Source organism: Novispirillum itersonii (assembly GCF_014205675.1).
GTDB classification, from domain to species: domain Bacteria; phylum Pseudomonadota; class Alphaproteobacteria; order Rhodospirillales; family Rhodospirillaceae; genus Novispirillum; species Novispirillum itersonii_A.
In genome coordinates, this window is record NZ_JACIIX010000001.1 from 682,486 (window position 1) to 707,107 (window position 24,622).

Annotated in this window: 20 protein-coding genes and 1 tRNA gene; 6 read left to right on the forward strand and 15 right to left on the reverse strand. The window is 63.7% G+C overall.

The window, feature by feature from the left end:
• Positions 1–36 precede the first annotated feature (36 nt).
• The 3 genes from ybeY to miaB all read right to left on the reverse strand — a co-directional run bounded on the left by ybeY (position 37) and on the right by miaB (position 3,065).
• Positions 37–552: an rRNA maturation RNase YbeY gene (gene ybeY, locus FHS48_RS03130; protein WP_184261285.1), complete on the reverse strand. Its 516-nt coding sequence runs from the start codon at positions 550–552 to the stop codon at positions 37–39.
• Between the two features lie 48 nt (positions 553–600).
• Positions 601–1,524 (reverse strand): PhoH family protein, encoded by a 924-nt coding sequence (locus FHS48_RS03135; protein ID WP_311769068.1) that lies wholly within the window; start codon positions 1,522–1,524, stop codon positions 601–603.
• Between the two features lie 149 nt (positions 1,525–1,673).
• The gene (miaB, locus tag FHS48_RS03140; RefSeq protein ID WP_184261287.1) at positions 1,674–3,065 is read right to left on the reverse strand and encodes a tRNA (N6-isopentenyl adenosine(37)-C2)-methylthiotransferase MiaB; all 1,392 of its coding nucleotides are present in this window, start codon (positions 3,063–3,065) and stop codon (positions 1,674–1,676) included.
• Between the two features lie 642 nt (positions 3,066–3,707).
• Between miaB and FHS48_RS03145 the strand changes: the two genes are divergently transcribed.
• On the forward strand, positions 3,708–4,835 hold the full coding sequence (locus tag FHS48_RS03145) for a porin (RefSeq protein ID WP_184261289.1): 1,128 nt from the start codon (positions 3,708–3,710) through the stop codon (positions 4,833–4,835).
• A 165-nt stretch (positions 4,836–5,000) separates the two neighbouring features.
• On the opposite strand, the gene FHS48_RS03150 is transcribed toward FHS48_RS03145, so the two are convergent.
• Entirely contained in the window at positions 5,001–5,522 is a 522-nt protein-coding gene (locus FHS48_RS03150) for a hypothetical protein (protein WP_184261291.1), read from the reverse strand.
• Between the two features lie 300 nt (positions 5,523–5,822).
• Between FHS48_RS03150 and FHS48_RS03155 the strand changes: the two genes are divergently transcribed.
• Positions 5,823–6,443, forward strand: a complete 621-nt coding sequence (locus FHS48_RS03155; protein ID WP_184261293.1) for a flavin reductase family protein — start codon at positions 5,823–5,825, stop codon at positions 6,441–6,443.
• Positions 6,444–6,466: 23 nt separating this feature from the next.
• Here the strand turns inward: FHS48_RS03155 and yddG are convergent, their stop codons facing one another.
• From yddG to FHS48_RS03190, 7 genes are all read right to left on the reverse strand, one after another.
• Positions 6,467–7,369 carry an aromatic amino acid exporter YddG gene (yddG, locus tag FHS48_RS03160; RefSeq protein ID WP_184261295.1) on the reverse strand — a complete coding sequence of 301 codons (903 nt, stop codon included), beginning with the start codon at positions 7,367–7,369 and terminating at the stop codon, positions 6,467–6,469.
• 133 nt (positions 7,370–7,502) lie between these two features.
• A complete protein-coding gene (gene trpA, locus FHS48_RS03165; RefSeq protein WP_184261297.1) occupies positions 7,503–8,345 on the reverse strand; it encodes a tryptophan synthase subunit alpha in 843 nt (280 codons plus the stop codon).
• 14 nt (positions 8,346–8,359) lie between these two features.
• Positions 8,360–9,577 carry a tryptophan synthase subunit beta gene (trpB, locus tag FHS48_RS03170; protein ID WP_184261299.1) on the reverse strand — a complete coding sequence of 406 codons (1,218 nt, stop codon included), beginning with the start codon at positions 9,575–9,577 and terminating at the stop codon, positions 8,360–8,362.
• Positions 9,578–9,896: 319 nt separating this feature from the next.
• Positions 9,897–10,826 (reverse strand): exopolyphosphatase, encoded by a 930-nt coding sequence (locus FHS48_RS03175; protein WP_184261301.1) that lies wholly within the window; start codon positions 10,824–10,826, stop codon positions 9,897–9,899.
• Between the two features lie 110 nt (positions 10,827–10,936).
• On the reverse strand, positions 10,937–11,410 hold the full coding sequence (locus FHS48_RS03180; protein ID WP_184261302.1) for an NUDIX hydrolase: 474 nt from the start codon (positions 11,408–11,410) through the stop codon (positions 10,937–10,939).
• A 6-nt stretch (positions 11,411–11,416) separates the two neighbouring features.
• On the reverse strand, positions 11,417–13,237 hold the full coding sequence (locus FHS48_RS03185) for an HD family phosphohydrolase (RefSeq protein WP_184261304.1): 1,821 nt from the start codon (positions 13,235–13,237) through the stop codon (positions 11,417–11,419).
• Positions 13,238–13,371: 134 nt separating this feature from the next.
• Positions 13,372–14,271, reverse strand: coding sequence for a LysR family transcriptional regulator (locus tag FHS48_RS03190; protein ID WP_184261306.1), 900 nt, complete (start codon positions 14,269–14,271; stop codon positions 13,372–13,374).
• A gap of 147 nt (positions 14,272–14,418) precedes the next feature.
• Here FHS48_RS03190 and FHS48_RS03195 point away from each other — a divergent pair, with 147 nt between their 5' ends.
• From FHS48_RS03195 to FHS48_RS03205, 3 genes are all read left to right on the forward strand, one after another.
• Entirely contained in the window at positions 14,419–15,702 is a 1,284-nt protein-coding gene (locus tag FHS48_RS03195) for an NAD(P)/FAD-dependent oxidoreductase (RefSeq protein WP_184261308.1), read from the forward strand.
• 153 nt (positions 15,703–15,855) lie between these two features.
• On the forward strand, positions 15,856–17,364 hold the full coding sequence (locus tag FHS48_RS03200) for a UbiD family decarboxylase (protein WP_184261310.1): 1,509 nt from the start codon (positions 15,856–15,858) through the stop codon (positions 17,362–17,364).
• Positions 17,361–18,164, forward strand: coding sequence for a GNAT family N-acetyltransferase (locus FHS48_RS03205; protein WP_184261312.1), 804 nt, complete (start codon positions 17,361–17,363; stop codon positions 18,162–18,164). The genes FHS48_RS03200 and FHS48_RS03205 overlap by 4 nt, the downstream gene beginning before the upstream one ends.
• On the opposite strand, the gene FHS48_RS03210 is transcribed toward FHS48_RS03205, so the two are convergent.
• The 3 genes from FHS48_RS03210 to FHS48_RS03220 form a co-directional block, all read right to left on the reverse strand.
• On the reverse strand, positions 18,131–19,555 hold the full coding sequence (locus tag FHS48_RS03210; RefSeq protein ID WP_184261314.1) for a virulence factor family protein: 1,425 nt from the start codon (positions 19,553–19,555) through the stop codon (positions 18,131–18,133). The genes FHS48_RS03205 and FHS48_RS03210 overlap by 34 nt on opposite strands.
• Positions 19,552–22,146: a bifunctional lysylphosphatidylglycerol flippase/synthetase MprF gene (mprF, locus tag FHS48_RS03215; RefSeq protein WP_184261316.1), complete on the reverse strand. Its 2,595-nt coding sequence runs from the start codon at positions 22,144–22,146 to the stop codon at positions 19,552–19,554. Before mprF ends, FHS48_RS03210 begins: the two co-directional genes overlap by 4 nt.
• 192 nt (positions 22,147–22,338) lie before the next feature.
• The gene (locus FHS48_RS03220) at positions 22,339–23,325 is read right to left on the reverse strand and encodes a 2-hydroxyacid dehydrogenase (protein ID WP_184261317.1); all 987 of its coding nucleotides are present in this window, start codon (positions 23,323–23,325) and stop codon (positions 22,339–22,341) included.
• Between the two features lie 720 nt (positions 23,326–24,045).
• Here FHS48_RS03220 and FHS48_RS20585 point away from each other — a divergent pair.
• The gene (locus tag FHS48_RS20585) at positions 24,046–24,369 is read left to right on the forward strand and encodes an SH3 domain-containing protein (protein ID WP_416046494.1); all 324 of its coding nucleotides are present in this window, start codon (positions 24,046–24,048) and stop codon (positions 24,367–24,369) included.
• 158 nt (positions 24,370–24,527) lie between these two features.
• Here FHS48_RS20585 and FHS48_RS03230 read toward each other — a convergent pair.
• A tRNA-Met gene (locus FHS48_RS03230) sits at positions 24,528–24,604 on the reverse strand.
• Positions 24,605–24,622 lie beyond the last annotated feature (18 nt).

The following is a 24,622-nucleotide window of genomic DNA, read 5'->3' on the forward strand; positions in this document are numbered from 1 at the left end:
CTCTTGATGTATGAATGCGGGATCGCGGGAACCATACTAGCGGTCATCGTCGACGGCGACAACCTCACCGTCAGCATAAGGGTCGGAAATTCCCAGCCGGGCGAGAATTTCCACCTCCAGGGCCTCCATCTCCTCTGCCTCGTCCCCGTCCTGATGATCGAAGCCGAGCAGATGCAGGGTGCCGTGCACCAGCAGATGGGTGAAGTGATCGCTGAAGGATTTCTCCTGCTCCACCGCTTCGGCCTGCGTGGTCTCAAAGGCGACAATAATGTCCCCGAGAACCTCCGGCTCGCCGGGCAGAACCGGCATATCCTGATCGCGGCTGGCGAAGGAGAGAACGTTGGTCGGCTTGTCCTTGCCCCGGTAATCCCGGTTCAGCGCCTGTACCGCCGAGTCGGAGCTCAGCACCACCGACACCTCAACCGGATCCTGCTCCCCGGCCATGTCCAGCGCCGTGCGCACCACCCGGTCGGTCAGGGCATCCAGTACCGGAATCGCCTCTTCCCAGCGCGGATCATCAACGGTCAGGGCCAGATCGAGAATTTCATCCATGGAACAGTCAGGGTCCTTGCGGGCGGTCAAAACACGGAAACCGGCGGATCAGTACGGGGCCAGACCCCGGTCATGACGGTCATAGGCCCCGACGATCCGGGTCACCAGATCATGGCGCAGCACATCGCTGCCGGTAAAGCGGATGAACGAAATGCCGTTCACGCTTTCCAGAATATCCAGTGCATCGCGCAGACCAGACTTGATGCCGTTGGGCAGGTCGATCTGCGACAGGTCGCCGGTCACCACCATCCGCGAGCCCTGCCCGAGCCGGGTCAGGAACATCTTCATCTGGGTGGTGGTGGTGTTCTGGGCCTCGTCGAGGATGACAAAGGCATTGGACAGGGTCCGGCCGCGCATGAAGGCCAGCGGCGCCACCTCAATCTCCTGACTTTCCATCGCCTTGCTGACCACATCCCCCGGCAGCATATCGTGCAGGGCGTCGTACAGCGGGCGCAGGTAGGGATCGACCTTTTCCTTCATGTCGCCGGGCAGGAAGCCCAGACGCTCCCCGGCTTCCACCGCCGGGCGCGACAGAATGATGCGGTCAACCTTCCCGGCCAGCTTCATCGCCACGGCCATCGCCACCGCCATATAGGTCTTGCCGGTCCCGGCCGGACCGAGGCCGAACACCAGCTCATTGCGGTGCATGCAGCGGATGTATTCCGCCTGATTGGGGGTGCGCGGCACCACCGACTTCTTACGGGTGCGGATGGTCAGATCCTCCACCCCCGCCGTGCTGACCTGCTCGGTCGGATGCTTCGGCTGCATCCGCACCGCCGCATCAACCTCGGCAAAGCCGATATCCTTGCCGGGGTGCTTACAGGCCTCCTCATACAGGGCCTCCAGCGCCACCCGGGCGGCGATCACCGCCGCATCCGGCCCGTCCAGGGTCACCGTGTTGCCCATCGAGACAACGGTGACACCCAGCGCCGTCTCCAGACGCTCCAGATTGACATTATGCGCGCCGAACACCAGCGGCAGCAGCGCATTGTTGGCGAGGGTCAGCGAGATACGAATGGGAACCTCCGCAAGCTCAGGCCGGGTCCCGGAGCCCCGGGGCGGCGTTCTCTTTTATATGGGGCGGCCCGGTCCGGGCCGCCAGCCCAATCCCGGGGGTCCGGTCAGATCAGCGTGCCGGTCAGGCTGTTGGCGGTGACCGAAGAAATCCGCACCCGCACCACCTGCCCGTACAGGTCTTCCGATCCGGCGACATGGACCGGCTGCATGTAGGGGCTGCGCCCCAGCATCTGACCGTCATGACGCCCCGGACGGTCCAGCAGGATATCCATCTCGCGGCCCAGACAGGACTGGTTGAAGGCCCCCTGCTGCTCCAGCAGCAGCGCCTGAAGCGCGGTCAGGCGGACGCTCTTCACCTCTTCCGGCACCTGTGCCTCCATCACCGCCGCCGGAGTGCCGGGGCGGGGGGAATACTTGAAGGAATAGGCCTGAATGAAGCCGACATCGCGCACCAGCGCCATCGTGTCCTCAAAATCAGCATCCGACTCGTGCGGGAAGCCGACGATGAAGTCGGAGGACAGCGCCAGATCCGGCGCCAGCGCCCGCAGGCGCTCGACCTTGGCACGGTAGTCCGCCCCGGTGTGGCCCCGGTTCATCGCCCGCAGGATTTTGTCGGATCCCGACTGCACCGGCAGATGCAGGAACGGCATCAGCTGCGGCACCTCGGCATGGGCGCGGATCAGGTCATCATCAAGATCGCGCGGGTGGCTGGTGGTGTAGCGGATCCGGGCCAGACCGTCGATCTCGGCCAGCTCCCGGATCAGGCGGCCCAGCCCCCAGACCGCGCCGTCCGCCGAGTCGCCGTGGTAGGCGTTAACGTTCTGCCCCAGCAGGGTCAGCTCCCGCGCCCCTTCGGCTACCAGCTTGCGGGCTTCGGCCAGCACCTGCGCCGCCGGGCGGGAATATTCCGCCCCCCGGGTGTAGGGCACCACACAGAAGGTACAGAACTTGTCGCACCCTTCCTGCACCGACAGAAAGGCACTCGGGCCGCTGGCGGAGGGCATCGGCAGGTGGTCGAACTTCGGCTCAACCGGAAATTCGGTGTCCAGAACGCCGACTCCGGGGCGGGGAGCCCCCGGCTTTCCTGTTCCGCCACGGTTTTCGGCACTGGCCCGCTCGGCCCGGGCCACCATTTCCGGCAGGCGGTGATAGGTCTGCGGCCCCAGCACAATATCCACATAGGGGGCGCGCTGAAGAATGAACTCGCCTTCCGCCTGCGCCACGCAGCCTGCCACCGCGATGATCATGTCGCGGCCATCCTGCTGGTTTTCCGTCTTCAGGGACCGCAGACGCCCCAGTTCCGAAAACACCTTCTCCGAGGCTTTTTCACGGATGTGGCAGGTGTTCAGCACCACCATATCCGCGCCTTCCGGATCCGCCGCCGGTTCGTAGCCCAACGGGGCCAGAACGTCCGTCATCCGCGATGAGTCATAGACGTTCATCTGGCAGCCATAGGTCCGGATGAAAAGCTTCTTCTTGGGGGCGGTGGTGGTCATGGCAGTGGCCGGATATCCTGACGGGTCAAAAACTGTTCACGCAGCAGGCAGGGAAGGGGGACCCTACCCCGGACTGGTCGCATTAAGCGTCTGTCACCCTACCGGTCTGGCACCATAATTCTCAGGCACCGGACGGCAGGGTGCAAAAACCAAAGGGGCGGTCCCGGAATACCGGCTCCGCCCTGCTGTGGCGTACGGTAACAGCCCGTCAGGGCCTGTCAAGCAATCGCCAGCATTCCGCCCGCCCGCCGTCCCCGGCCGCCCCACCCTGTAAAAGGGTTCCGCCCCTTGCGGTTCCCGCCGCCCTACATCGGCAATATTGTCAGACAATATTGCCGACACTCTTCACGCCAAACCTCAGAATTCACTTTGAAGGTCCTTTAAATTTAATGATTTTCTGCACTCAAAGGACAGTGCTCAAAAGTTGACCACTCCCCCCCTTGCCCACACATGATGCAAAAATACCATACCCTTTAAAAATGTGATCAACCGCACGGACTCTCTGTTGCAGTGCCCCGACACGATCCCGCATTGTACGGATGGATTTGATTACGCGGCGATGACAATCGCTCCGGGGCTTCACCCCCCGGGCACGTCAACCCCTGATCGAATTCCGGGATTCCAAGACAGGGAGTATTTTTCGTGACCAAGACTTTTGCTCTGCTGGGCACCACCGCCCTCGCCACCACCCTGATCGCCGGCTCCGCCTTCGCTGCGGACCCGATTAAGCTCTCCGTCGGCGGCTACGGTGCCGTGATGGTCGGCTATGCCTCCAACGACGACGCCTTCATCCGCCAGTCCGGCCGTGAAGTGTCCGCCGTTGACGTGAAGGGCGACAACGAAATCCACTTCAAGGGCAGCACCACCCTCGACAACGGCCTGACCGTTGCCGTGGTCTACGAGATTGAGTCCGGCGGCCGTTCGATGGCCGACGTCTCCGACGAATACTCCATCACCCTGTCCGGCAAGTTCGGCGCCATCAAGGCCGGTGCTGACGACAACGCCCTGGCGATGATCCACAGCAACGCCCCGCGCGTTGGTGGCCGCCTGTTCGACGGCGGCGCCGTCGGCGGCGACGTCATGGTCGGCAACTACGTTGTGAAGCCGACCAACTTCGACGACAGCTTCTTCGGTGATACCGCCATCGACACCAACGGCGATGCCGAGTCGGTCAGCTATATCTCCCCGTCCGTCGCTGGCTTCACCTTCGGCGCGTCCTACGTTCCGAATGTCAGCGCTGGCGACGACCAGCCGGGCAACACCCTGACCAACAACACCCAGGTGTCTGATGCCTATGGCGCTGGCATCGGCTACAAGGGTGAAATCGGTGCTGTCTCCGTGGCCGCCGACATCGGCTGGCTGACCGCTGACACCGGCAACGACATCAACAACCACAACGAATACCAGGCTGGCCTGAACGTCGGTTACGCCGGGTTCACCGTCGGCGGTGCTTATCGTGCTGTCCGCCGTGACGCCTCTGCCGTCAACGCCCGTGACCCGAACGCCAACCTGTGGGAAATCGGTGCCTCCTACGAGACCGGCCCGTACGGCGTGTCTCTGGTCTACATCTCCGGCAACCAGAAGAAGACCACCAACATCGCCGACGACAAGATCCGTTCGGCTGAACTGGCCGGTGAATACAAGATGGGCCCGGGCGTGTCGCTGGTCGGCGGCATCGCTTACGTGTCGTTCGACGGTGAAGGCACTGCCGCCACCGGCGCCGACAACAAGGGCTGGGTGGCTGCCACCGGTCTGTCTCTGACCTTCTGATCAGTCACCTGATCACCCTGCCAGACCCTGTCTGGTTCAGATCCGCCGGAAGAGCCATCCTGATGGCCCTTCCGGTCGGAGCGATGGTCAAAACCCCCTGTCCGTGGAGCCGGACAGGGGGTTTTTGCGTTTCCATCCCGCTTCCGCAGCAGACTGCGAAAAGCCTCAACCGGCCCGGACCGGACGGATATGCCGACGCAGAGCATCCCACGCTGACCGCACCGCCATATCCTGGAGATCACTCTGATCATCCTCCAGATACCGCCGCACCACCTGTGCCATCACCAGCAGATCATCGCGGCAGCTGCGATCCGCTGGCAGCACACCGGCAATATCGAGAAAGCGGCGCACGTGATAACAGATCACCCGGTCCATCGCATAGCTTGCCGCCCGGCTGAACACCTCTTCCAGCACCAATTGCTCCGCCTCAACCCGCAGAACCGTATCCAGCAGATCATCCAGCCGGAGATCCGCCTGCTTGCGGTCACGGCTGGCGCGGTCAATCTGCCCGGCATTGAAGGCCGTCTCAAGCGCAGCGACCGCAATCAGGGCCGCGTTCAGGGCATCCCGTGCCGCCATCACCCCCCGGATCTGTTCCGCCAGAAGATGCCGGGACACCGCGAAGGACACATAAGGGGCCAGACGCGGAACAGCAGAGGTGTACGGGGCGAGAGCGGAGAGAGACATGGCGGGATCCTGTTAAACAGATGAAGCGGGCAATCCCGGCAGGGCCACGGGATCAAAAGCTGCCTATCTTCAGCAAAGCCTTTGCCAGAGCAGCCACTCCTGTCTGTCCCTATTCTTTTTTCCGGTCCCGGTGCCGCAGAAACAGGAAAAAAGAATATTCCACCCTCTCAAACCTCTTCACGCGTTCTGCCGCCGGATATCATCGGACATCCCCCACCACCGCCGGAGCTGTCTCTTGACGGTGGCGGCGGAATTCTGCGATGCAAAATGCAACGCGTTTTTCAGCAGGATCCCCCAGCCATGTTTTACCGCCCCGCCGCCGCTGACCATGGCCTGCCGATTGATCCCTTTGTCGCCTGCGTCGTCCCCCGGCCGATTGCCTGGGTCTCAACCCGCAGTGCCGATGGCATCGCCAATCTGGCCCCGTTCAGCTACTTCAATGCCGTATCCTCAGACCCGCCGATCCTGATGATCTCGGCCACCGGCCGCCATCCGCACGGGCCGAAGGATACCGTGCGCAATATCGAGGACACCGGGGAGTTTGCCATCAATCTGGTGTCGTGGGAGCTGCGGGAACCGATGAATGCCAGCTGTGCCGCTGTCGGGCCGGAGGTGAATGAATTTGAGCTGGCCGGGGTCACCGAAGCCCGGTGCGAAACCCTCTCCGTCCCCCGGGTGGCGGAAAGCCCGGTCACCTTTGAATGCCGCCTGCATCAGAGGATTGATCTGCCGGTCCTGCCGGACGCGGCGGCCGGATCCCGTAACGTCATGATTCTCGGGAGAGTCGACGGCATTCATATCCGCGACAGCGTCCTGCGTGAGGGACGGGTTGACCCGACCCTGCTGAAGCCGCTGGTCCGGCTGGGATACCGCGATTATGCGGTGATCACCGAGGTGTTCCGGATGACCCGCCCCGGGTGACGGGACAGGTCATCGGCACAGGATCACTCCGCCGCAGCGGCCTTCCTGTTGCGGAACAGCATATCCTTCGAGGCAAGAGCCGCACCGCCGACAATCATCAGACAGGCCACGGCCACCATCGACGACAGAGCGCCGCTGCCGGTCAGGATCAGCAGCAGGGTGCTCATCAGCGGCGTGGCATAGGACAGCGCCCCCAGCACCTGAATATCGCCCCGCTTCATCCCCAGATCCCACAGGAAGAAGGCACCGCCCGCCGGACCAAGCCCCAGCAGGATCACTGCCCCCCACTGCACCGGAGTCTGTGGCCAGCCCCCGGTTTCAAACAGAGCATGGCAGACAAAGGCCAGCAGGGAACCGGCCAGACAGAACGCGGCGACGGAATCGGTCGGCACCGCCTTCAGCAACCGGGACAGCACCGAATAGGCCCCCCAGGTGATCGCCGCGCCGAAGGCCGCCAGATAGCCCGGCAGAGCCTCCGCCTTGAACGACACCGAGCCACCGCCGGTGACCAGAAGGATCACCCCGATCAGGCCCGACAGCGTCCCGGCCAGATGAAACCAGCGCAGGCGGTGCCCCGGCAGAAAGCCGGAAAACAGCACGATGCACAGCGGCCACAGATAGTTGACCAGATTGGCTTCCAGCGGCGGGGCGGCCTGCAAGGCATAGAACACCAGCGCGTGATAGCCAAACAGCCCGCACACGCCCAGCGCCCACGCCTGCCATGGCTGCCGCATATGCCCGAGAATCGATTCTCCCCGGATCACCCACTTGGCCAGACCGATCAGGAAGGCAAGGAAAAAGGCGAACCCCACCATCAGGAACGGCGGGACCCCCCCGGCGAAGACGGTGGTCACCGCCAGCGTTGACCACAGCAGCAGGGCCGAGGCCCCGATCAGGGTATGGCGGAGAACGGAGGCATCACTCATCACGGCACACTCATCAAGACAGCGACACAGTCAGCGGGCGCATACTGTATCCGAAAACCCGATAGGGTCCCCATGAAAAAGCGGGCACCCTGTCGCCGGGGTGCCCGCCAGTCTTCTCAGCGTCAGCCCGGCCTTAACGGCGGGCAGACCGCACCCCATCGGCCAGCGTCGCGACAAACCCCAGCACCGCCGGGACCGTCCTGTCCGTCGCCACAGTCCCGGCCTCCAGACTGTCGGCCAGCGTCTGCACCACGGCAGACCCGACAACCGCCGCATCGCCGATGCGGGCAAAGGCCGCGGCCTGCGCCGGGGTCTTGATGCCGAAACCGACGGCGATCGGCAGATCGGTGGACCGCCGCAGTGCCGCCACCGCCTCCTTCACCACCGCCTCATCCGCCGAGGCGGTGCCGGTGATGCCGGTGATCGAGACGTAGTAGAGGAAGCCCCCGGCCTGCGCCAGCACCGCCGGAAGGCGGCGGGCATCGGTGGTCGGCGCGGTCAGGAAGATCAGGTGAATGCCATGGGTCTTCAGGTGCTCCGTCAGCTCCGGTGCCTCTTCCGGCGGCAGATCGACAATGATCAGACCATCGGCCCCGGCAGCGGCGGCCTCAGCGGCAAAGCGGTCAACACCCCGGGCATAGATCGGGTTGTAGTACCCCATCAGCACCACAGGCGTGCTGTGATCGGTTTCGCGGAACGCCCGCAGGGTATCCAGCGTGCGGGTCAGCGATCCACCGGCGGCCAGCGCCCGCTGGGCCGCCAGCTGAATCGCCGGGCCATCGGCCATCGGGTCGGAAAACGGCATGCCGAGTTCGATCACATCCGCCCCGGCAGCGGGGAGACCCTTCATGATCGCCAGCGCGGTGTCATGATCCGGATCCCCGGCCATGGTGTAGGTGACAAGGGCGCCGCGCCCGGCCTTTTTCAGGTCAGCGAAGCGGGTTTCCAGACGGTTGACGACAGTCACGGTGCTCATATCCGCATCCCCCCTTACAGAACCACGCCCATGGCACGCGCCACGGTGTTGACATCCTTGTCGCCCCGGCCGGACAGGTTGACCACCATCAGGTGATCCTGCGGCAGGGTCGGGGCCAGTTTGATGGCCTGCGCGATGGCGTGGGAGGATTCCAGCGCCGGGATGATCCCTTCCCAGCGGGTAAAGCGGTGGAAGGCATCCAGCGCCTCATCGTCGGTGATGCCGACGTATTCAGCGCGCTTCATGTCATGCAGCCAGGAATGTTCCGGCCCGATCCCCGGGTAATCGAGACCGGCGGAGATGGAATGGGCTTCGGCGATCTGCCCGTCCTCGTCCTGCAACAGATAGGTGCGGTTGCCATGCAGAACGCCCGGCTTGCCACCGGTCAGGCTGGCGGCATGCTTGCCGGTATCAATGCCATAACCGGCCGCCTCAACACCGATGATCCGCACCGAGGAGTCATCGAGGAACGGGTGGAACAGGCCCATGGCGTTGGATCCGCCGCCGACAGCGGCAATCAGCGAATCCGGCAGACGGCCTTCAACTTCCTGCATCTGCACCTTGGTCTCATCACCGATCACGCACTGGAAATCCCGCACCATGGTCGGGTACGGATGCGGCCCGGCAACGGTGCCGATCAGATAATAGGTGTCATGAACATTGGCGACCCAGTCGCGCAGGGCATCGTTCATGGCATCCTTCAGGGTGGCGGCCCCGCTGGTCACCGGGCGGACTTCTGCCCCCAGCAGCTTCATGCGGAAGACGTTGGGCTGCTGCCGCTCGATGTCGGTGGCCCCCATGTAGATCACACACTGAAGGCCGAACAGGGCGCAGACGGTGGCGGTGGCCACCCCGTGCTGACCGGCCCCGGTCTCGGCGATGATGCGCTTTTTGCCCATCCGGCGGGCCAGCAGGATCTGGCCCATGCAGTTGTTGATCTTGTGGGCACCGGTGTGGTTCAGGTCTTCGCGCTTGAAGTAGATCTTGGCCCCGCCAAGTTCCTCGGTCATGCGCTTGGCGAAATACAGCGGGCTCGGGCGGCCGACATAGGTCTTCAGATAGCCGTCGAGTTCCGCCTGAAACGCCGGATCGGCCTGCGCCTCGGCATAGGCTTTCTCGACGTCCAGAATCAGCGGCATCAGGGTTTCGGCGACAAAACGGCCACCGTGGATGCCGAAATGGCCACGCTCATCGGGGCCGGTGCGGAATGAATTGGCAAGCTGGTGCGACATGACTGTCGTCACTCCTGTCTTATGGATCCTTGGCTCTACGGATCACGGAATACGAAAGCGGAGGACCGGAACGGATCCGGTCAGGCTGAAACAGGGTTCAGCGACGCCACGCGGTTTCCGTCCACACCACGGCGCGCAGCACCGACCGGCGCATGGAGCGCATCGGCGGGCGGGCTGACGAACGGGACCGGGTGCGGAACACGACAGGATTTCTCCCAGAAGGAGCTGTGCGTCACGAAAACGCAAAAGGGGCAGGCTAAACCGCCCACCCCTTAGGCATCGCATACTCTTATCGCCTCGGCAAGGGGCTTGAGGCCCCTCAGCCGTCGGCGTTCATCCGGGCCACCAGAGCCTCCAGCGTTTCCGCCGCTTTCTCATGGGACACCTGACAGGTCCCGGCATTCAGGTGGCCGCCGCCGCCATACTGCAACATCAGCTCGCCGACATTGGTGCCGCTGCTGCGGTCGAAGATCGACTTGCCGCAGGCAAACACCACGTTCTGGTTCTGGAAGCCGCGCATGACGTGGATCGAAATATTGGTCTGCGGGAACAGGGCGTAAATCAGGAAGCGGTTTCCGGCGAAAATCGGATCCTCATCCCGCAGATCCAGCACCGCCACGTTGCCGCGCAGGGTGGTGCAGCGGTTGACCTGTGCGGTGAACTTTTCCTGCTGGTCAAAGTACAGTTCGGTCCGTTCTTTCACGTCCGGCAGGGTCAGGACCTGTTCAATGGAATGATCGAGGCAGTAATCGATCAGTTCCATCATCAGCTGGTAGTTGGAAATCCGGAACTCCCGGAAGCGGCCGAGACCGGTGCGGGCATCCATCAGGAAGTTCATCAGGTTCCAGCCGGTCGGGGCCAGAACCTCGTCTTTGGTGAACTGGGCGGAATCGCCCTTGTCCACCGCCAGCATCATCTCTTCGCTGATGCGCGGCAGCGTCGCCGCCCCGCCGTAATAATTGTAAACAACCCGGGCTGCCGACGGCGCATCCGCCTGAATAATGTGGTTGTCGCGCTTGCCCACCCGGATGGTTTCCGACAGGTGGTGGTCGAACGCCAGATGGACCCCGTCCACATACGGCAGGTTGGTGGTGATGTCGCGGTCGGTGATCTCCACCTTTCCGTCCTGCATGTCCTTCGGATGGACAAACTTGATCTCATCGATCAGGTCCATTTCCTTCAGGATCATGGCGCAGACCAGACCATCAAAATCGCTGCGAGTAACCAGACGGAACTTGCTGTCCGACATTGGGTGTCCCCTTTGTTTTTCCCACTCAGCCGCCGCGGGGGCCCGGATCTGTGCCCGGTGCTCCGTTTCCGGCGAAATCGTTCAAATTTAACCTGCTTTTGCGCTGCATGCTAGGCTGTCCCGCAATCGGTCCGCAGGCGTGCAGACAAAGCCAGCCCCAGCCGCGCCACCCGCAGCACCGGCCCGGCCAGCGCCTCCGGCGGCAGGGCCGCAATCGCGTCCAGATCAAACCACTCCGCCGCATCGGCATCACTGGCAGCCACCGGTAGCGGTGACTCCGCCGACAGGCGACACAGCACCGGCACCAGAAGATAATGGTACCGGACGGCCCCGGCCACATCGCGGTCAAGGGTTTCCAGCGGCAGCAGGGCCATCACGGCGGTGGCCTGAAGGCCGGTTTCCTCCACCAGTTCCCGTTCGGCGGCCTGAAACAGGGTTTCCCCCAGCTCAATCTTGCCGCCGGGCATCCCCCAGGTTCCGGCCCGGGGGGGATTGGCCCGCCGCACCAGCACCACCCGGCCCCCGTCATCGGGCACCACCGCCAGAACAGCAGGCACCGGTGCCCGCGGATAGCGTCCCGTCATCTCCGCTCAACCCGCCACGCCTGCTGACACCGGCCGCGACAGGTAGGCCGCGATGTTCACCTCATCAACCTGTTCCGGCCGCAGATACTGTTCCGCATACTCACGGTACACCCCGGAGCTGAGGAACAGGTCAAACAGGTCAGAATCAACATGCTTGTCCTTGCGCATGAAGCTGAGGATCTTCACGCACTCACTGATGGTCTTGGGGGTCTTGTACGGCCGGTCGGCGGCGGTCAGCGCCTCGAACACATCGGCAATCGCCATGATTTTTTCCAGCGTACCCATCTGGTCGCCGGTCAGGCCGTTGGGGTAACCGGTGCCGTCGATCTTCTCATGATGGTTCCCGGCGATCTGCGGCACTTTTTTCAGGGATTTCGGGAAGGGCAACTGCTTTAGCATCTCCTGCGTCACCACGATATGATCGTTGATGACCTTACGCTCTTCCGCCGTCAGGGTGCCGCGCTGAACCGACAGGTTATAGACCTCGCCCCGGTTATAGATGCCGACCTGATGGTCGCCCCGGTCCTGCAACAGCCTTTCCACCGCCGGTGCCGGGGCGGGCGGATCCGTCTTCAGACGGGTACTTTCTTCCCACGACAGGCCGAGGGAGCGGTCAAAATACCGGGTCCAGGTCTGGGCACCGATCACCTGAAGGCGGTCAATCTTATCGGGGGCCATGAATTCGCCGCCGATATTGGTTTCGGCAACAAAGGCAAACTGTTCCTCCAGCTCCCCCACCCGGGCGGCAAAGGCCGCTTCGGTTGCCGCCTTGTCCTCCCCGGCCAGCTGACGGCGCAGCATGTCAATCTCGGCATCCCGGCGCAGCACCTCGAACCGGGTGCGGACCTCGTGAATCCGGTCGTAGATGGTTTCCAGCTTGGTGGCCTTATCGACCACATATTCCGGCGTCGTCACCTTACCGCAGTCATGCAACCACGCCGCCAGATGCAGTTCGTACCATTCCTCGTCATCAAGGGCATAGGCGGCAAACGGGCCTTCGGTCTGGTTGCAGGCGGCCTGCGCCAGCATTTTGGCCAGAATCGGCACCCGTTCGCAGTGACCGCCGGTATAGGGGGATTTGGCGTCGATGGCCCGCGCCAGCACCTTGATGAAGCTGTCGAGCAGATCCCGCTGCGCCTGCAACAGGCGCTGATTGTCGATGGCCACCGCCGCCTGACTGGCCAGCGCCTCGACCATCGGCTGAATGTTGGGGGCAAAGGGAATTACTCCCCCGTGCCCATCCTGCGCATTGATCAGCTGTAGAACCCCGATCACCTCGCCGGTGACCGTTTTCAGCGGCAGGGTCAGGAATGACTTGGACCGGTAGCCGGTGCCTTCGTCAAAGCGTTTGGTGCCGGAAAAGTCAAACCCTTCCGCCGTATAGGCATCCTCAATGTTGATGCTGCGGCCGGTCAGGGCAACGTGGGTGGCGACATTGTTGTGGTTGGGGGCACCGGTCTCGGCGTTAAACAGCCGCAGCGGCGGAAACGGCACCGGCCTGCCGGTGGTGCCGCCCAGCACCGTATTCAGGGTATCATTGCGCAGAATCTTGAAATGCAGGGACTGCCCGTCATCGCCGACCAGATAGAGGGTCCCGCCGTCAGCCTTGGTGAATTCCTTGGCTTCGACCAGAATCTTCTCTGTCAGGCGGTCATGGTTGGTTTCCGCCGACAGGGCAATACCCAGATCAATCAGGCGGGCAAGATAGCTGGCGTCGATATCCTCTTTCCGCCGTCCGCCGCGTCGGCGGTCATTCGCGGTCGCGGAGTCCGCCTTCCCGTCACCTGCCTGCGGCGAAGTGTCCCCATGAGTCTGCCGAGACGTCAATGCCCTATTCCTGAAATTTACCGGAACACTGCCAGTTTATGCTGTCCCCGGAACTATCATAAAGAAAATTCACGGGCTGTCGCAGCTTAAGTTTCGGGGTTTGTCTGCCCGGGGATACCGGAGTTTCATCAGTTTTATGCCCGGTCCGGGGCGGTTTCCGCCACCAGCCATTCCCGGAACGCCATCATCGGCGGATGCTCCGCCCGTTCCACCGGCCAGCACAGATAATAGGCCTCTTCCGGGGTATAGGGCAACGGCAGCGCCGGAACCAACCGCCCTGACGACAGCTCCTCCTCCATCAGGAAAGACGGCAGCAGGGCGATCCCCAGTCCGGCCACCGCCGCCTGCGCCAGAAGGGCAAACTGGTCAAACAGCATGCCATGGACGTTCTCGGCATCGGCCCCGTACCGCCGCAGCCAGCGTTCCCACGCATCCGGGCGGGTGGTCAGGTGCAGCAGCGGGGCCGCCCGCAGATCCGCCGGATCCGCAAAGGCATACTGATCGCGCAGACCGGGGGTGCAGACCGGCAGCACGGTTTCCGGCCGCAGCCGCACCATGCCGGTGCCCGGCCAGGTCTCCCCGCCGAAATGGATGGCGGCATCAATCACCTCGTGCCGGAAATCAAAAGGGGCAATCCGGGTGACCAGATTGACCGAAACCCCGGGATAAGCCGCCAGAAAGCGGGGCAACCGTGGGGTCAGCCACCGCGCCCCGAAAAAGGGGAGAGTCGCCAACGTCAGCGTTCCGCCCATCGGATTGGCCCGCAGGGTCAGCGAGGCCGAGGAGATTTTCGACAGCGCCTCGCGGATTTCCCGCGCATAGGCCGCCCCGCCGACGGTCAGGCGGATGCTCTGCTTTTCGCGGGCGAACAGCTCGATCCCCAGCTGTTCCTCCAGCGCCTTGATCTGGCGGGACACCGCACTCTGGGTCAGCGACAGTTCCCGCGCCGCGCCAGTGACAGACCCGGTGCGGGCCGCCGCCTCGAAAGCGGCCAGAAGCGGCAGCGAGGGAAGAAAGCGGCGGGGAGCGCGCATGGTATTCCCAATCAGAATGACCTTTTGATCAGAACTCGCTAGCACATCGCCTTCCCCCGCGCAACAAAGGGGGGTCCGGCATTGTGCCGCCCCCTTCTGCCCGCTGCGTTTTCTGCCCGCTGCGTTTTCTGCAAGGACACCCTGACCATGCGCAATGATCCCCGCTCCCACGGCCTGTGGGAAATGACGGCCCCCGCCGCCCCCGTCACCTCCGCCCTGTCCGGCGCGGAACAGGCGGAAGTCGTGATCATCGGCGCCGGATACACCGGCCTGTCCACCGCCCTGCATCTGGCCGAACGCGGCATCTCCGTCGTGCTGCTGGAAGCGGTTGAATCCGGGTTTGGCGGGGCCGGGCGCAACGTCGGGCTGGTCAACGCCGGGATGTGGGTGATGCCGGAAGCCCTGTGCAGCGAACTGGGCGACGACTACGGCACCCGCCTAATCCGCTTTCTCGGCGACGGTCCGCGGCAGGTGTGGGAGGTGATCGACCGCTACGGCATTTCCTGCGAGGCGGAACGGCAGGGCACCCTGCATCTCGGCTGCGGGGCCGAGGGCCTGAAGGAACTGAACGAACGCGCCCGCCAGTGGCAGAAGTACGGTGCCCCGGTGCATGTGCTGGATGCCGCCCAGACCGCCGCCAAAGTGGCAACCGGGGCTTATTCCGGGTCGCTGCTGGACCTGCGCGCCGGGACCATCCAGCCGCTGGCCTATGCGCGCGGACTGGCCCATGCCGCCGTCGGTAAGGGCGTCCGGCTGTTCACCGGCAGCCCGGCCACCTCAATCCGCCGCAACGGGGCCGACTGGGTGGTGACCACCCCCGGCGGCACCGTCACCGCCAAGTGGGTGGTGCCCGCCACCGATGCCTACACCACGGCAATCTGCCCGGAAATCCTCAGCCAGCAGGTGATTCTGCCCTACTTCAACATTGCCACCCAGCCGCTGTCGAAGGACCTTCAGGCCCGGATCCTGCCGGAGCGGCAGGGCTGCTGGGATACCAAGGAAGTCCTGTCGTCGTTCCGCTTTGACCAGAAGGGCCGTCTGGTGTTCGGGTCCGTCGGGGCGCTGCGCGGCACCGGTCTGCCGATCCACCGCGAGTGGACCCGCCGGTCTCTCCAGAAACTGTGGCCGGAGATGCAGGACATCCGCTTCGAGGCCGAATGGTATGGCCGGATCGGCATGACCGCCAACAACCTGCCGCGCTTCCATAAACTGAATGAACGGATGGTGACCACCTGCGGCTACAACGGCCGGGGCATTGCGCCGGGCACCGTCTTCGGCAAACTGCTGGCCGCCTATATCAGCGGCGAGATCAAGGACGCCGATCTGCCGCTGGAGCCGACCGCCCCGAAGGCGATGTCGGTAACCCCGCTGCGGGAAGCCTACTATGAGCTGGGGGCGCAGGTGGCCCACTTCTTCACAGCCCGGTTCTAAAGCGCTCCCACAGGCAGGAACAGGAACGGGGCGGGCAAAGATTTTGTAAAACCGCACAGAATGCGGTTGCCACAGACCGGGGCGGCGTTTACTCCAAAAACCGGAGATCCGCCGCTGCGGTCTCCGTCCCCCTGCCTTTCGGTCGGAGCCATCATGCCCTATTCCTCCCTCCGTGATTTCATCGACCGCCTTGAACGCGAGGGCCGTCTGGTCCGGGTCAAGGTTCCGGTCCGCACCGATCTGGAGATGACGGAAATCCAGACCCGCCTGCTGGCCGAAGGCGGCCCGGCGGTACTGTTTGAATGCCCGGTCCGCCCGGACGGGACCCCCTATGACATGCCGGTCCTGATCAACCTGTTCGGCACCGTCGAGCGGGTGGCATGGGGCATGGACCGCGAGCCGGAACAGCTGCGCGCGGTCGGCGAGACGCTGGCCTTCCTGAAGCAGCCGGAGCCCCCGGCGGGGATCCGCGAAGCGTGGGAGATGCTGCCGCTGATCAAGACCGTTCTGGCGATGAAGCCCAGGACCGTCAGCTCCGCCCCCTGTCAGGAGGTGGTGTTGACCGGTGACCAGATCGATCTGTCAAAGCTGCCGGTGCAGTCCTGCTGGCCGGGCGAACCGGCCCCCCTGATCACCTGGCCGCTGGTGGTGACCAAGGGCCCCGGCGAGACCCGGGAAGACGTCTTCAATCTGGGCATCTACCGGATGCAGGTGACCGGCAAGGACACCACCCTGATGCGCTGGCTGAAGCATCGCGGCGGGGCCCAGCATTACCGCCGCTGGGGCAAGGACAAGGGCACCGCCATGCCCGCCGCCGTGGTGCTGGGGGCTGACCCCGGGACCATTCTGGCTGCCGTTACCCCGGTGCCCGATACCCTGTCGGAATATCAGTTCGCCGGGCTGCTGCGCGGCAAGAAGGTGGAGCTGGTGGACTGCAAGACCGTGCCCCTGAAGGTTCCGGCGCAGGCCGAGATCATTCTGGAGGGCCACGTCATGCTCGACGAGTTCGGCGACGAAGGCCCCTACGGCGACCACACCGGCTATTACAACAGCGTCGAGCCGTTCCCGGTGTTCCGCGTGTCCTGCGTCACCATGCGCAGGAAGCCGATTTACCTGTCCACCTTCACCGGCCGGCCGCCGGATGAGCCGAGCGTGCTGGGCGAGGCCCTGAACGAGGTGTTCATCCCCCTGCTGACCCAGCAGTTTCCGGAAATCGTTGATTTCTGGCTGCCGCCGGAAGGATGCAGCTACCGCATTGCCGTGGTCAGCATGAAGAAGGCCTACCCCGGTCACGCCAAGCGGGTGATGATGGGGGTGTGGTCATTCCTGCGCCAGTTCATGTACACCAAGTTCGTGATCGTGGTGGATGACGACATCAATGCCCGGGACTGGAAAGATGTGATGTGGGCCATTTCCACCCGCATGGATCCGGCCCGCGACATCACGGTGATTGAAGGCACCCCGATCGACTACCTCGACTTCGCCAGCCCGGAAAGCGGTCTGGGCGGCAAGATCGGTCTGGATGCCACCAACAAGTGGCCGCCGGAAACGCACCGCGAATGGGGCGAGAAAATCCAGATGGATCAGGATGTCATCGATACCGTCACCCGCAAGTGGGCCAGCTATGGCCTGCCCGGCAGCGGAAAGCCGATCTGGAAATGACCACGCTGTTCAGCACCCTTCCTGCCAGTGAGGTGCAGCAGTTGGAGCAGGCCGGGTTCAATGCCTGGCCCGCCCTGCACACGGTTTTCGACGGCCCGTGGCTGATCCGGCAGGCCGACGGGGTGACCAAGCGTGCCAACTCCATAAACACGCTGGCCGCTGGCAACCCGCCGGAAACCGACCCCGACGATCCGGCCCGGCTGGGCCAGCGGCTGGACCGCTGCGTCGCCCTGTTCCGCCGTCACGGTCTGCCTCCGGTGTTCCGCGCCTCTCCGTTGACGCCCCCGGACACCGTGGCGGAGCTGATCCGGCGGAAATGGGCCGAAAAGGACCCGTCGCTGGTGATGATGGGGACCCTGCCAATCCCGGACAGTGCCCCGGAGCCGGATCTGCTGTCCGACCATGCGACAGCGGACTGGCTGGAGACCTATGCCCGGATTGATGGCCTGCCCCCGCAAAGCCGCTGCACGATCAAAAAGATCCTGCGCGGGATTGCCCTGCCCTGCGCCACCGCCTGCGTTCATCACGCCGGACACCCGGCCTCGGTCGCGCTGGCCGTGGTCGATGGCCCGCTGATGGGGCTGTTCTGCGTCGGCACCCTTGCCGAAGCCCGGCGGCAGGGTCTCAGCCAGCGGGCCCTGTCGGCGCTGCTGCACTGGGGCAGGGATCAGGGAGCCGACCGCCTGTGGTTACAGGTCAGCGCCGCCAACAGCGGGGCGCAGGCCCTGTACCGACGGATGGGGCTGGCCCCGGTCTATGGCTACACTTACTTTGTCTGTCCGGATCCGGTGGCGGACTGACGCTTTTCCAGACCGGCCAAAATCAGCCGGGCGAGCGCCGGGTAGTCCTTGCCGAAGTGGTGCCCCCCCGGGGTTTTAACGACCTCAACCCCGGTCTCCATCAGCTTCCGGCAGGCATTATCCTCGTCCTTTTCACCGTAAATGCACTGGATCTTCTGCGGCGGCAGACGCCGGATTTCCGGCAGGGTCTGGCGGGCCAGCGGCGTTTTACGGTTGGCCAGCCAGTTGGAAACCGTCACCTCAAAATCAGCATGGTCCGACAGCCCCAACAGAGTCATCTGCCGGATTTTGGCCTGATCCTCTGCTGGGAGGCGGGTGGCCAGAAACGGCAGAACATCGGCCCCGAAGGAGAATCCGATCAGGATGACGGAAGACGCATTCCATTCCTCGGAATAGGCGCGGATGATGCGTGACAGATCCCGGGCACTGACATCAGGGGATTGCTCCTTCCAGAAATAGCGCAGGACATCCACCCCGACCACCGGGATTCCCTGCTCCTGAAAGACAGCCGCCACATCCTTATCCAGATCACGCCAACCGCCATCTCCGGAATAGAACACCACGAATGTGTCCGACGGCTGCTCAACCGGCATCGGCTCCAACGGCAGGTCCGCAACCGAAGCAGCGCCAGTGGCGTCGGACGTGATCCCGGCAGCAGGGGGCGCAACCGGCTGCGGGACGGACAGCAGGGCTTCCTTCACCATCGCCACGTTGACCGGATCCGCCACGGCCTTGAACCGGGCTCCCATACTGATCCCGGTGCGCAACCCCTGCATACGCGCCTTCTGCGCCATGGTGGCGGAGGCACTTTCAATCACCTTCAGGGTAAAACGGGTCGGCGGCGGGGGCAGCGCGTAAAAGCGCCCGGCCCCGGTCTCGGTGATCCGGCCCCGGCTACAGATCGGCTTCGTGCCCGGCACAAAGGGCTGCGGGTCCACCGCCACCAACGACGCCACCGTCGCTTCTTCTGTCTGTCCGGCCAGCGCAACCACCACGGCCCCGCCCAGCCCGCTGCCGGTCACCACCGGGAAATGATAGGACGGCAACCCCAGACCACTCTGTAGCTGGTGGCTGACCGCCTCCACCTCGCCGATCACATCGGCGCAGGCATCTTCGGTAAACCCTTCGATCCGCTTCAGGGTTGCCGGGGTATCAATCCCCATCACCAGAATCCCGCTGTCGGTCAGGCTACGGGCCAGTGTCCGTTCCCGCTCTCCCCACCCGCCGGCATCGGAGAACAGGGCCACCACTCCGGAGGGGGTTCCGGCAGGCTGAAGGATTTCGGGAGAGCCGATCCCCCCCATGTCAAAGGTCTGGGCCTGCACCGGGGCGGACAGAAGCGCCGCGAGAAGCCCGGCCCCAACCCACGGGGTCCACCGGAATCCGATCATTTTCCAATCACCCCTTTAAACCCGCCGCTGATCAGCACCGTGATATCGGTCAGGGCAATCATCGGATTGATCCCCCCCCGCACGGCCAGATAGCGCGACCGCCATTCCGGAAAGAACTTGGCCTTGAAGGCCCGCAGCCCGGAGAAGTTATAGAACCACTCCCCATGCTCAAACACCGTGCGGCCAACACTGTGCCAGATCGGGGCGGCCTCACTGTCAGACAGGCCGGACAGCGGCGCCATGCCGAGAGTGAACCACTGGAAACCTTCCCCCTGAAAATGCAGGATCAGACGCAGAATCAGCACTTCCATCACCCCATGCGGGGTATCCGGCAGAAACCGCATCAGATCAATCCCGGCCGTCTCCCTGCATTCCGTGCGGATTACCGAGGCAAAGGCGATGATCCGCCCCTCCTGCCGCAGCACCGCGATGGGCTGGGTCAGCACATAGTCCCGGTCAAAGGCCCCAAGGGAAAACCGCTTTTCACGCACAGAGTGATGGTTCATCCAGATCCGTGAGACGGACTCAAGCTCATCCATCTGCGCGGCAACCTGCTCGCGGTCCAGCACCTCAAAGGTGATCCCTTCCCGCTCCGAGCGGTTGAGGGAATTACGCAGATTGTTCCGCTTGCTGCCCTTCAGGCTGAAGTCCGGCAACCGGACCCGGGCTTCCTCGCCCAGCTTGAACCCGCGCAACCCGGCATCGGCGTAATAGGACAGCGCCTCGGCGGTGACCTGATAGAACACCGGGCGTCCGCCACCGGCCAGCACCATTTCGACAAACCGCCAGATCAGGTCCGGCCAGCAGTCCCGCGGGCCGACCGGATCCCCCAGCGCCACCCAGGAGCGCCCCTGACGGCTGTACATGATGAACGCCCGGCCATCGTCGGAAAACAGCAGGGACTTATCCCGCATCGCCACCAGACAGGCTTCCGGAGCGGGCTGCTGCGCCACAATCTCCATCGCCCGGATCAGGTCTTCCGCCGTCGGGGCGGTCAGCGTCGCCCGCGCCGGACGCATCAGCATCCAGACCGCCCCAAAGCAGGAGGCCAGAACCACCCCCATCACCGCACGCAGGCTGCGCGGAGCATGCTGGGACAGCTCAAACTGCCACCACAGCTGATTGGCGTATTCCACATCCTTGTAGACGAAAAACAGCAGGGTCACCGTGGTGACCAGCAGGGTCACCATCGCCAGAAACCACTGCGGCGTCAGCGTCTGGTGCAGCAGGGATGCCTTGCGCGGAAACTCTTTGCGGGTGGCCAGAAGCACCAGCAGCAGGAACCCGGACAGCAGAAGCTCCTCAATCGCCAGAGCCCGGATCAGCGACAGCAGCAGATCGGTGCAGACCACCAGCACCGCCGCCCACCAGGCCCCATCCAGCCGGTGCACCAGCCCGCGGGCCACCGCCAGCAGCACAACCCCCAGCACACTGCCGAGGAAATGCCCCCCTTCCACCAGAGGCAGAGGGACTTTCCCATCCAGCAGCGTCACCACCGCATCATCCAGCGGCATGGTGCCAGACAGGATCATCACCCCGCCGGTCACCAGCGTCAGACCGGCCAGAACCGGCGGAGCCAGCCGGGCTCCGGCCTGCGCCGCCACGGTCACCATCGGAGAGCTGGCTGCCCGGCGCAGCTCCAGCGCCGCAATGAAGGCTGCCGCCAGCATCAGCGGCAACAGGTGATAGATCACCCGGTACAGCACCAGCGCCCCCAGCACATTCCGCACATCGATATGCGGACCGAGGGAAGCGATCACCACCGTCTCGAACACCCCCAGACCGGCCGGAACATGACTGAGGACCCCGAGCCCGATGGCCACCGAATACACCGCGATGAACGACGGCAGATCAATGCTGCCCGCCGGCAACAGGACCCACAGAACCGCTGCCGAGGCAATAATATCAATGGCGGTGGCAAAAAACTGACGGATCAGAATGGCCCGGGACGGCAACGCAAACGGGCGGGCAAACACCGTGACGATCCGCCCCTGCCCGGCCATGGCCCACAGGACAAACAGGCCGATCACCAGACCGCCGCCAACGATCTTCATCCCCAGCGGAGACATCGGCAGCGTCGAGACATTGACAGAGGCCACCAGCAGGCCAAAACCGGTAACCCCGGCAAGCCCAATGCCGAAAGCGACACTGACAAAGGCAACGATCCGGGCGACATCCTCCGTCTCAATGCCATAGGGGGTATAAAACCGGTAACGGATGGCCCCCGCCGTCAGCGGGCCAAATCCGGCGGTATTCCCGACCGCATAGGCACAGAAGGACGTCAGCCCGACCACCGAGGCCGGAACCGTCCGGCCGATATAGGCAAGAGCGCCAAAATCATACACCGCCAAGGCCGCAAAGCTGAGCAGGGTCAGCCCCAAGGCACTGATCAAGGCCCAGTGCGGAGTTTCCCGCACCGTCCTCATCAGGTCTTCGTAGGACACTTCCGCCGTCAGGCGGCTTGCCGCCATCCATGCCAGCACCAGAACGACGGCCACAACCGCAACCGTCATCATCGGGCGCACCGACGTCAGCCAGTTTGAAACCGCCGGACGAACCACAGGGCGGTCCGCTCGCTCTTCCGATGACATCCCAGCACTCTCCTGCTCTCCCCCCGTGCCCAGGGCTTTCCCGATACGGAAAGCGGCCCGGAGGCGCTGCCCCTGCGCAACGGTTGCCACTGAATGCGGCAAGGGGATAATCCATAACGGATTATCCCCTTGTTTCAAACAAGAACACGAGCCTTTTCCGGGCCATGGTTCCTGTGGATCAGGTACCCTTCCTCAGACCATCGTCGGCAGGACACGGTCCGGCGGCTTATGGCCGTCAACAAACGTCTTGATGTTGACCAAGACCTTCTCGCCCATATCAATGCGGCTTTCGATGGTTGCTGACCCCATGTGCGGCAGCAGGACAACATTATCCATGTCCAGCAGCTTGGGGTTGACGCTGGGTTCATGCTCAAACACGTCCAGCGCTGCCCCGGCCAGCTCGCCCTTCTGGAGCATCCGGACCAGCGCCGCCTCATCAATCACCTCACCACGGGCGGTGTTGACGATATAGGCATGGTCGCGCAGCAGCTTCAGACGGCGCGCGGACAGCAGGTGATAGGTCGCCGGAGTGTGCGGGCAGTGAATGGTGATAACATCCATCCGGGCCAGCATCTGGTCGAGGCTTTCCCAGTAGGTGGCTTCCAGTTCCTGCTCAATCTCCGGATGGACCCGCTGCCGGTTATGGTAGTGGATCGCCATGCCAAAGCCCTTGGCACGCCGCGCCACAGCCTGACCAATCCGGCCCATGCCGATGATACCCAGACGCTTGCCCCAGATCCGGTGGCCCAGCATATGGGTCGGGCTCCAGCCACTCCAGCGGCCGGAACGGATCAGGCGTTCGCCTTCCGCCAGACGGCGCGGAACCGACAGAATCAAAGCCATCGTCATATCGGCGGTATCTTCGGTCAGCACCCCCGGGGTGTTGGTGACGGTGATGCCACGCTGCTGGGCAGTGCTGAGGTCGATGTGATCCACCCCGTTCCCGAAATTGGCGATCAGGCGGAGATTCTCCCCGGCCTGTGCCAGAACGCCTTTGTCCAGACGGTCGGTGACAGTCGGAACCAGAACATCGGCATCCTTCACCGCCGCGATCAGTTCTTCGCGGGTGAAAGGATGGTCATCCATATTCAGGCGGCAGTTGAACAGCTCCATCATCCGCGTCTCGATCACGTCTGGCAGACGGCGGGTGACAACAACCAACGGCTTGTCTTTCGGCATTACTCCCCCCTGTAGCGGGATGATGGTTCCGGGATTATTCAGGCGGTTCAGTCCACAGGCAATCGATAAAACAATCACCGGGGCCGGTACATAAGCGAGTCCGGATCCTTATGCTTCTGGCTTACCAATCCGCCTGCGCCTTGTCCAGCCCTGCCCCGATGAAAAGTGAGCATCCGCAGCAGATCTTAGCGCCCGCAAAAACATGGCGCCGGGCAAACAAGCCGGTATACTGCGGCCCTCCCCGGTCGCGATGATCCGAAGTGGACAGTAATGATCAACAGGATGCTTCCTTCCGTCCGCCTTTCCTCCCCCCGGGATCCGCGGACCCCTTCCATCTCCAGACAGTCAGGATATCGCCTGACGGTGCGCCTTGGCGCAGCCGTTCTCAATGGGCTGCTTCTCTGTGGGGTAACCTCATGGGGTCTTGCCGGACCGGCAGCGGCACAGAACCAGCCGCATACCGTTCAGCAACAGGCCCCGGCCCCAAAAGCCCCGGCAGCAAAACCGGCGACTCCGGCCAAGACAGATCCTGCCAAACCGGACCCGGCAAAGACCGAAGCGGCAAAGCCCGTTGTCGAGTCGGTTCCGGCTGCTGCGGTCAGCGCACCGGCACCGGAAGGGACCAGTGGCTTACCCCTGCCCCGGTTTGTCAGCCTGCGGTCTGATCAGGTCAACATGCGGGCTGGCCCCGGAGCGCGCTACCCGGTGGACTGGGTGTATATGCGCCGCGAACTGCCGGTCGAGGTGATTCAGGAATATGAAACCTGGAGAAAGATCCGTGACCCGGATGGCGCAGAAGGATGGGTTCACCAAAGTATGCTGACCGGGCGCCGCACCATCATGGTCCGGAAAGACAAGGCAATGCTGCGAAGAACTGCGGATGATACCGCATCCGCCGCCGCATACCTGTCTCAGGGCGTAGTTGGCAAACTGCTGCAATGCCCGAAAGGAAGTGACTACTGCCGCGTCGAGGTTGAGGGGTATCAGGGCTGGCTGCGGCGCAACGAGCTGTGGGGCGCTTACAAGGCCGAAGCCATCAACTGAAGCACCGAACATTTTCTGCTGAAGACCACCGGGCCTGTTTCTGCGGGCCCGGTTTTTTATCTCTTCCGGCCCCCCCTCCCCATCTGTCTGGTCTTGCCGGGCTGATCCCCCGGCCAAAGCAAAAGCCCCCCAGCTTACGCTGGGGGGCTTTTGGTATGTGGTTGCGGGGGCAGGATTTGAACCTGCGGCCTTCAGGTTATGAGCCTGACGAGCTACCGGGCTGCTCCACCCCGCGGTGTGGTGTTTCGGTGTT

Excerpts from the sequence above, each read along its gene's own strand:
- ybeY (WP_184261285.1), bottom strand. The coding sequence starts at position 552 with ATGGATGAAATTCTCGATCTGGCCCTGACCGTTGATGATCCGCGCTGG.
- miaB (WP_184261287.1), bottom strand. The coding sequence starts at position 3,065 with ATGACCACCACCGCCCCCAAGAAGAAGCTTTTCATCCGGACCTATGGC.
- FHS48_RS03150 (WP_184261291.1), bottom strand. The coding sequence starts at position 5,522 with ATGTCTCTCTCCGCTCTCGCCCCGTACACCTCTGCTGTTCCGCGTCTG.
- FHS48_RS03155 (WP_184261293.1), top strand. The coding sequence starts at position 5,823 with ATGTTTTACCGCCCCGCCGCCGCTGACCATGGCCTGCCGATTGATCCC.
- yddG (WP_184261295.1), bottom strand. The coding sequence starts at position 7,369 with ATGAGTGATGCCTCCGTTCTCCGCCATACCCTGATCGGGGCCTCGGCC.
- trpA (WP_184261297.1), bottom strand. The coding sequence starts at position 8,345 with ATGAGCACCGTGACTGTCGTCAACCGTCTGGAAACCCGCTTCGCTGAC.
- trpB (WP_184261299.1), bottom strand. The coding sequence starts at position 9,577 with ATGTCGCACCAGCTTGCCAATTCATTCCGCACCGGCCCCGATGAGCGT.
- FHS48_RS03175 (WP_184261301.1), bottom strand. The coding sequence starts at position 10,826 with ATGTCGGACAGCAAGTTCCGTCTGGTTACTCGCAGCGATTTTGATGGT.
- FHS48_RS03180 (WP_184261302.1), bottom strand. The coding sequence starts at position 11,410 with ATGACGGGACGCTATCCGCGGGCACCGGTGCCTGCTGTTCTGGCGGTG.
- FHS48_RS03190 (WP_184261306.1), bottom strand. The coding sequence starts at position 14,271 with ATGCGCGCTCCCCGCCGCTTTCTTCCCTCGCTGCCGCTTCTGGCCGCT.
- FHS48_RS03195 (WP_184261308.1), top strand. The coding sequence starts at position 14,419 with ATGCGCAATGATCCCCGCTCCCACGGCCTGTGGGAAATGACGGCCCCC.
- FHS48_RS03200 (WP_184261310.1), top strand. The coding sequence starts at position 15,856 with ATGCCCTATTCCTCCCTCCGTGATTTCATCGACCGCCTTGAACGCGAG.
- FHS48_RS03205 (WP_184261312.1), top strand. The coding sequence starts at position 17,361 with ATGACCACGCTGTTCAGCACCCTTCCTGCCAGTGAGGTGCAGCAGTTG.
- FHS48_RS03210 (WP_184261314.1), bottom strand. The coding sequence starts at position 19,555 with ATGATCGGATTCCGGTGGACCCCGTGGGTTGGGGCCGGGCTTCTCGCG.
- mprF (WP_184261316.1), bottom strand. The coding sequence starts at position 22,146 with ATGTCATCGGAAGAGCGAGCGGACCGCCCTGTGGTTCGTCCGGCGGTT.
- FHS48_RS03220 (WP_184261317.1), bottom strand. The coding sequence starts at position 23,325 with ATGCCGAAAGACAAGCCGTTGGTTGTTGTCACCCGCCGTCTGCCAGAC.
- FHS48_RS20585 (WP_416046494.1), top strand. The coding sequence starts at position 24,046 with ATGCGCCGCGAACTGCCGGTCGAGGTGATTCAGGAATATGAAACCTGG.